This window comes from Moorena sp. SIO4E2 (assembly GCF_010671945.1).
GTDB classification, from domain to species: domain Bacteria; phylum Cyanobacteriota; class Cyanobacteriia; order Cyanobacteriales; family Coleofasciculaceae; genus Moorena; species Moorena producens.
In genome coordinates, this window is record NZ_JAAHIE010000381.1 from 1 (window position 1) to 7,332 (window position 7,332).

Below are 7,332 nucleotides of genomic sequence, written 5' to 3' on the forward strand. Positions count from 1 at the left end.
CGAGAAAGTTGGGTGATTTTCATAATAGTCTCCACATCTAAACCTTGTTCCCGGCAGGAACGGGCGATCGCTATTTTTTCTTGTTTTATCCCTTTTTCAATACCTCGAATTTCTGCCTGTTCCACTTGCCATTTAGTCTCAAACTCTTGGGTACTCAGGATACTAGCTTCGTCACGCTTGTTGTTGATATAACGCTCATAAGCGGCTCGTTCTTGTTCTGATAAATTAGTGACTCGTAGCGCCTCCTTGGCTTCGGCTATTCCTTTGGCCGAAAATTCGGCTTTGATGTCGCTGTTTTTCAGAAAATAAATCCATTCATCTAAGGGGTTTTTCGCTAAGTCCTTAAAATTCCTTACTTTCAGCAGGTAGTATTCTGGGAAGATATCTGCTACTTTATTGATGTGAAATTTAAATTCCTGAGTTTTTGTCGGTTGCAGGATATCCCCCAGATTAGCCCCAACGAATTCTCCACGATAGGAATAAATATAGTCATCTCCCATTCCCAGGTTAAAGTAGACTATATTAATTGAGTAGACTTTTTTAATTTGACCGTACTCTTCACCTTTGTCTAAGTATTCGGTGACTAACTTAGACGCACCGTAGAGCATACGGTGAAAATAATCGTGTTGAGGGTTGTTTTGTACTTCAATCAGGATCAGCTCACCATCAGTGGTTTCAGCGAGAATATCAACTCGGTTGGTTTTATCATCGAGTGTTTCTTGATTAGCTTCGCTTTCGAGAAGGGTTTTGATGGTAATATCGAAATGCAACAACTCGCTTAAAAACCCTTCCAAAACACCAAAGTTAGCTTGATTACGCAGCAGTTTTTTGATTGCCCAATCAAAGCGAATATGTGTGTCTGGCATTGTCTTGTGCTGGTGTTACTGTTCTCGATTTGAATCAAAGGTGGGCAAAAGTGATAGATTTTTCAGTTCAGGTTATCTGTGACGACCTTTTGCCGACCCTAGCTCAACAGCTTACTTCATAATTGATTCTTCTGACTTTATTCAAGCTGGTGTAACCAACCGTTTCCGGAGGGATTCTGCTCGACGCTTAGCGGTAGAATTCTTGGGGTCATATTTGAGCGCCTCATCATAAGCTTCTAACGCCTGAGCAGTTAATTGCTTGCGCTCGTAAACATGACCGAGATTGTTGAGGGCTGTGACATATCCAGGCTCTTGCTTCAAGGCTTCTTTGTACTGGCGAATAGCCAGATCATACTGTTCTTTAGCACAATAGGCGAAACCCAAAGCATTATAGACAGGACCAAGGTTTTCTTCGTCAGCATCAGTCCCTTTCAATGCTTTTTGAAATAGCAGGATAGCTTGACCAAATAGCTTCTTGTCCGCATAAATACTGCCCAACTCGTAATACTCTATAACTGTCCCCCGGTCTTTTTGCAGCTTTTTCTCCAACCGAGAGAGAGTGGTTTCAATTCTACGAGTTTTGATAACTTGGCGCAGCACCGCGAAAGTAACACCAGCAAGTAGGACTAGCAAAACGGAAAGATAAATAGTTGGCAGTGTATCATTCATAAGGTTTGACAGTTTTTCTTCTTAATGGTAATCCCCAAGCAGTAGCTCGTTGAGCTAACCAACCATCTGCTTGCCAACGTGCGATCGCATGATTCACGCGCTGCTTTAGCTTGGTGTATTGTAACCCCTTAGGCATCACCACACACAAGGCTTCACCCGAGAGCCACACTGGTAGCATCCGATACTCAGGATAGTCTTGTACCCAGCCACTGAGAATGCTCTTATCGGCAGCAAAAGCATCAGCCCTACCATTTTCTAAAAGCGTACGCGCTTCTTGGTAGGAATCTACTCCCACCACCCTAGATTCCGGTAAAGCATACTGCACGACAGCAATTGTGCTAGAATGATTGAGTATGGCGATGGTTCTGCTATGGAGATCACCCAATCTGGTAATTAAGGGGTCTTTAGTAATCAAACCCGTGCCATCCAGGTAGTAGGGGATACTAAAATCCACTAATCGGCGGCGAGGTGCTGTGGCTGTGACTCTAGCAATTGTCAGGTCAACTTCACCGTCCAAAACCACCTTCAGTCGGTCAAGATTTCCCACCTGCTGCAACACCACCGCATCAGAATTACCTAACAGTTCTTCTGCTAGACGTCGTGCTAAGTCAATTTCCAATCCTTGTAACTTGCCATCCGCATCCCTATATCCCAAAGGGCGCAGATTATCTTTGACAGCAACAATCAACTGACCCCGCTGCTCTATTTCCTCAAGTTGAGCACTCCCAACCCGTAACGGTGTCAAAAAAGACATCGCCGTCAATCCGAAGACCATACCAAAGTTGAAGAACTTGTGCTTAAGCATCGGTCGGGGAATCGAAATTCGCAAAAAGGTAAGGTAATCGGTCTTGCTTAAGGGACTTGCCTGAAAAAACAATACCAATTAAATAGCAATTAACTCCCAATTCAATTTGGATGGGATAATTCTTATAATCTATAATAATCAAAAGAACCAAAGATGGTTTTTACCCTCAACAAGCCTTACCCTTACGGATTACCCATTTACCCAAAACCAGAGTTTCTCAGGTTGCTAAGCATTCAGCTATCAGCCATTAGCCTTGGCCTATGGCTACGCTACGCGAATGGCCAAAAGCTGACGGCTGACCGCAGACGCGCGTAGCGTGCGCGTAGCGCATATGCTTACTCAGCTTTAGCCGCTAACTCCACCACTTTGTTAAAGCTATCTGGATCCAGAACTGCCAGCTGTGCCAACATCTTGCGGTTAATTTGGATATTGGCTTTTTTCATTTGACCCATCAGCTGGCTGTAGCTAATGCCATTTTGACGTGCTGCTGCGTTAATGCGAGTAATCCACAGACGTCGAAAATCCCGCTTGCGCTTGCGGCGATCACGATAGGCATTGCGCAGTGCTTTCATCACTTGTTGGTTAGCAATGCGGAAGAGTTTCGAGTGGGAACCTCTGAACCCCTTAGCAAGTTTGAGAATTTTTTTGCGCCGCTTACGAGCGACATTACCGCGTTTTACCCGTGTCATGGTTGATTCTAGCTAGTATGTTAGTTTAGTAGTGTTAGCAGTTTAGGTCTTCTGTTAAGATTTACATATAAGGCAACATCAGGCGAACATTATCCGCATCCCGTTCGTCTACCAAGGTCAGTTTAGACAAGCGCCCCTTCCGTTCTGAGGTCTTGTGTTCTAGTAAGTGATTTTTAAACGCTTTGCGGCGTCTTATTTTACCACTGCCAGTAGCTCTAAAACGCTTGGCAGCTGATTTGCGGCTTTTTAGTTTAGGCATTGACGGATTATAATAATGGCACAATTTATTATTGTATACCAATTGCTGCGTAATTAGGTAACCGGCTTATTCGTCTTCTTCTGGTAAATTCTTGGGCAAGGTGATGGTAAAGGTTGTTCCAACACCCACTTCACTTTCCACGTGAATCTTACCACCGTGTGAGTCTACACAACTTTTGACAATTGATAACCCTAGTCCTGTTCCTGGGATTATACCCACATTACTGGCACGACTAAAAGACTCAAACAATTTTGGTTGGTCTTCTTTAGGGATGCCAATACCTTGATCAATTATCTGTAAGATTACTTTCTCTTCATCTCCGTTTAGCTGTACTAAAATAGTCCCACCATCGGGAGAATATTTAATGGCATTGGAGATGATGTTATTCAGAATTTGTCTAATAATTTTGGGGTCTCCTAATATTGGCTCCCAGTCTCTTTTACTACTAAATAGTAGCCGATGTTTAGCCCCAAGGCTTGATTGAATTGGGCAGAATAACTCCTGAAAAAATGTTACTAAATTCAAAGCAACTGGTTGAAATTCTAACTTATCAAATTCTGCTTGATTAATGAATAATAAATCATTGACTAGGGTAGTCATATGTTTGACCGCACCTTGGATCCGCCAAAAATGTTTAACTTGCTGAGAATCAGTCAATTTATGACGGTACTGTTCTAGGAGTTCCACAGAGGATAGAATTGTCATTAAAGGTGTACGGTACTCATGGGATATGGTAAAAATAATCCGAGATTTAAGGTCACTGACTTCTTTTTCACGCTCCAGTGATTGACGCAATTGCGATTCCAAGTTGCGTAGCTGTTCTAAGTAATCTCTTAGTTCCACTGTGCGAGCTTGGATTCTGGTTTCAAGTTCTTGATTGAGGGCTTCTAAAGCAGTTTGGGCGGAAATGCGATCGCGAATTTCCTGTTGCAGCAGTTGATTTTGCTCAATCAGTTGTGTTTGTAGCTTGTGCAGAGTCAATTGATTCTCCACACGGGCTAAAACTTCCTCAACCTGGAATGGCTTGGTGATATAGTCAGCACCACCAACAGCAAAGGCTTTCACCTTGTCCCAAGTTTCATCCAGAGCACTGATAAAGATTACTGGAACTCCCTGAGTTTTTTGATTAGATTTCAGCTGTTTACAGACGTCATAGCCATCGATCTTTGGCATTATAATGTCTAGTAAAATCAAATCCGGTGGATCACACAATGCTGATTCCAAGGCAAGTAGTCCATCGATCATGCTCCTAACCTGATAGCCTTGCTGAATCAGGATGGAAGATAGCAGCTGCAAATTGGTTGGTGTGTCATCCACAACCATAATTTCTGCCTGAGTTGCCTCAGCTTGATGGTTATTCATTCTTTAATTACGTAGAGCGAACCATAGGGGAGAAGCAAATTGGGCAGGAGCATACTGACCAGTAGCCCGCTGATCTGATTGAATCAGAAGGCGGTTTGGCTACGAGTGTTCCTACTCCACCATTAATGCGGCAAGGGGGCGGACACCTGAACCCGTAGGGTCAGTGTCTGGGGAATTGCCGCCAACAAATAAATTGTTCGCGTAGCGTGGCCTACGGCCAGCGGTAGCGAATCCTTATTGATTGACTTGGTATTCATAACCGTCAGCCTTAAAGATTGTTTGCAAGTATTTAGGATGGACATCAAAGCGTTGATTAGGTAATGACAACATGAAGCTAGGACGATAACGAATAGCAATCCGTCCTGTGTATTGCCCAGCGTATTTACCTTTTGGGATATCAGCCTTAACTATGTCTCCCGTTTGAAACCCTCGAAAGAATTTAGCTTTAGATCCATGAGCTTTTGGAAAACCATATTTGTCAGTTCTGCATCGTTGACGAACACCATGACCTTTAGCTTTGACTATTAAAGGCTTGATACCATTGAGCAACAGTTTTTCAGGAGTAGATTTACCTACACAAGCAGCATCTGCCCAATGAGTCTTATCAATGCCTCTGGTTTTACGATTAAACTTAGTCAGACCGCCGGAGCCAGTCTCTACAGGTAATCTAGTTAGCTTTAGTCTTCTGAATAATTCCCAACGAGTTGCATTTACTGCTGCTGCGTCTTTGAGTGGGGTTTTTGCTTTGGCTAGTACTCTTTTGAGTACATCAGGCTTTTTCTTGAGAAACTTCTCAATGGGTTTGTTCCCTTTTTTCTGGTTACAGCTTCGACAAGCCAAGGTTAAATTACTAACTCGATTGCTACCTCCTTTTGATTTGGGAATAATATGATCTACTTCTAAAGGCACGTTTTCCGCACCACAATACACACAATTTCGTCCCCACTTGGTTAGTAAATATTCTTTGACCTCAAAACCAAATAACTCGCCTCGTTGATATTCAACCCCTGAGATTTCAGGATTTTGTATCTTTTGAGTGTCAAAGCGGACTAACTCTTGAGAAATTGCAGTTACAGGACATAACTTAGTAAGTCGCCTAACCCAAGTCTCAACATTAAAAATTCGACTCATTAACGATGGTGGGAGCCATCCTTCCGGTTTTATACGATTAATAAATCTGGGCTTACGGTAACGAGTTTTACGGTTACGCCGTCCACGTCTTAAAGCCCTACGAGACTCCAAGGCATTTTTAATCTGTAAACCTCGATGATAAATTTCTAAGGCATTAGTTACTCGTCCTGTTGACTCCTGGACAATGGCAATACCTGTGGTTTTTGAACCAGGATCTATCTTGATTCGATATGGATGGGTAACCGAATTATTAACTGTTCTGTCTAGCAGAATAATGGTGAATGGATAACGTTTAAAAACTTTAGCTCTCCTTTTTTTGAGTAGTTCTCTAGCTCTTGCCGGATGACAAGGCTCTAAAGGTTGTTTATCTTTATCTAGTACGAAAACTCGCATTACTTTGAACACTCCTTTTCAGGGTAAAGTTTGCCGAGTGCTTGGGAGCATCCCATTTTGGAAACAATATTACCCAAAGCAACGATATTTCAAGGGTTTCAGCCCCCTAAAAAGAGCTAACGTGCCAAATTGGGATGCTCCCGAGTGCTTTGCACACGCTTGCGCGAACGACGATGTTAAGACCCGGTACTTTGTAAGTAACACTGGCTTTCCCGAATGACCTGTTTAATTACTTACTTCTAGAGCCTAGAGCTGGCACGTACTCCAGGGTAGGAATTTTAACTCTTGGTCTTAACGGCTGCTAATAATAAAACTAGCCGTCTGGTCAACAGACTCTTTCAAGCCCACGCTGTAATCTATGATTCAGCGTGCGGTAGTTGACTATTCCTTAAACATCATCACGGCGAAAGAACAACATTCGGTACACAGGTTCACCACGAGCGAGGGTGGAAATTTCCCGTTCAGTAGGCACTGGCAGGGGGTTGGTTGGCAGCCAAGCAGTCTCTGGCCGGTAGAAGACTGGATGAGCATCGAAGCGCGATCGCATTTCCACTGCCACTTCCTCCACATCGGATTGTAGAAAGACCTCCCCTCCACTGGTCAAATAAGCCCCTAGATTATCAACCAAGGTGGGCTGAACTATACGTCGTTTGGCTTGTCGCTTCTTGAACCAAGGATCAGGAAATTGAATAGTGACGCGCTGCAAGGCACCAGGGTGCCAAGAGCTAAAGAGTGAATCTATAGAACTATTAGCATTACAGAACAAAAATAGGAGATTGCTCAACCCTAAATCTACCACCTTACTGTTGGCTTGTTGTACCAATGGTTCCCGAATTTCTAACCCCAAAAAATTCCAGTGGGGTTGTTGTGTTGCCATCTGCAATAAAAATTCCCCTCTCCCACAGCCAATATCCAGATGTAATGGTTGAGTAGTTTGGGCATAAACTTGATTCCAATCCGGAGGACTCACCGGCATCTGATATTGCTTGCTAAGTGGATTAACGTGTTGTCGCACTCTGACTCTAGCCAACCTTAGCACCTCCTTACTTTACTCAGGGGATGGGGGATCAGGGATTAAGGGTTATATCCCTAATCTAGTTGTAAATGTGATATCTAGGTGCGCGCCTCCTAGGGCGAGTAAATCGCCCTAGGAGGCGA

9 protein-coding genes are annotated in these 7,332 nt (G+C 43.5%); 1 reads left to right on the forward strand and 8 read right to left on the reverse strand.

Going from position 1 to position 7,332, the window contains the following annotated elements; all coding sequences use genetic code 11:
- The 3 genes from F6K37_RS27900 to F6K37_RS27910 form a co-directional block, all read right to left on the reverse strand.
- A partial coding sequence (locus F6K37_RS27900) for an Rpn family recombination-promoting nuclease/putative transposase (protein WP_287253668.1) occupies nt 1-866 on the reverse strand: 866 nt, incomplete at its 3' end.
- A 141-nt stretch (nt 867-1,007) separates the two neighbouring features.
- Nucleotides 1,008-1,535: a tetratricopeptide repeat protein gene (locus F6K37_RS27905; protein ID WP_008186589.1), complete on the reverse strand. Its 528-nt coding sequence runs from the start codon at nt 1,533-1,535 to the stop codon at nt 1,008-1,010.
- Entirely contained in the window at nt 1,528-2,340 is an 813-nt protein-coding gene (locus tag F6K37_RS27910; RefSeq protein WP_008186587.1) for a transporter substrate-binding domain-containing protein, read from the reverse strand. Before F6K37_RS27910 ends, F6K37_RS27905 begins: the two co-directional genes overlap by 8 nt.
- Nucleotides 2,341-2,493: 153 nt before the next feature.
- On the opposite strand from F6K37_RS27910, the gene F6K37_RS27915 reads away from it, so the two are divergent.
- Nucleotides 2,494-2,655 carry a hypothetical protein gene (locus tag F6K37_RS27915; protein WP_287253670.1) on the forward strand — a complete coding sequence of 54 codons (162 nt, stop codon included), beginning with the start codon at nt 2,494-2,496 and terminating at the stop codon, nt 2,653-2,655.
- A gap of 20 nt (nt 2,656-2,675) precedes the next feature.
- Here F6K37_RS27915 and rplT read toward each other — a convergent pair whose 3' ends face one another.
- The 5 genes from rplT to trmB all read right to left on the reverse strand — a co-directional run bounded on the left by rplT (nt 2,676) and on the right by trmB (nt 7,204).
- On the reverse strand, nt 2,676-3,029 hold the full coding sequence (gene rplT, locus F6K37_RS27920) for a 50S ribosomal protein L20 (RefSeq protein WP_008186586.1): 354 nt from the start codon (nt 3,027-3,029) through the stop codon (nt 2,676-2,678).
- Nucleotides 3,030-3,090: 61 nt separating this feature from the next.
- On the reverse strand, nt 3,091-3,288 hold the full coding sequence (gene rpmI, locus F6K37_RS27925) for a 50S ribosomal protein L35 (protein ID WP_008186584.1): 198 nt from the start codon (nt 3,286-3,288) through the stop codon (nt 3,091-3,093).
- 66 nt (nt 3,289-3,354) lie between these two features.
- Nucleotides 3,355-4,650, reverse strand: coding sequence for an ATP-binding response regulator (locus F6K37_RS27930; protein WP_008186582.1), 1,296 nt, complete (start codon nt 4,648-4,650; stop codon nt 3,355-3,357).
- 234 nt (nt 4,651-4,884) lie between these two features.
- The gene (iscB, locus tag F6K37_RS27935; RefSeq protein WP_287253673.1) at nt 4,885-6,174 is read right to left on the reverse strand and encodes an RNA-guided endonuclease IscB; all 1,290 of its coding nucleotides are present in this window, start codon (nt 6,172-6,174) and stop codon (nt 4,885-4,887) included.
- Nucleotides 6,175-6,562: 388 nt separating this feature from the next.
- Nucleotides 6,563-7,204: a tRNA (guanosine(46)-N7)-methyltransferase TrmB gene (gene trmB / locus F6K37_RS27940; protein WP_044493866.1), complete on the reverse strand. Its 642-nt coding sequence runs from the start codon at nt 7,202-7,204 to the stop codon at nt 6,563-6,565.
- Between the last annotated feature and the right edge of the window lie 128 nt (nt 7,205-7,332).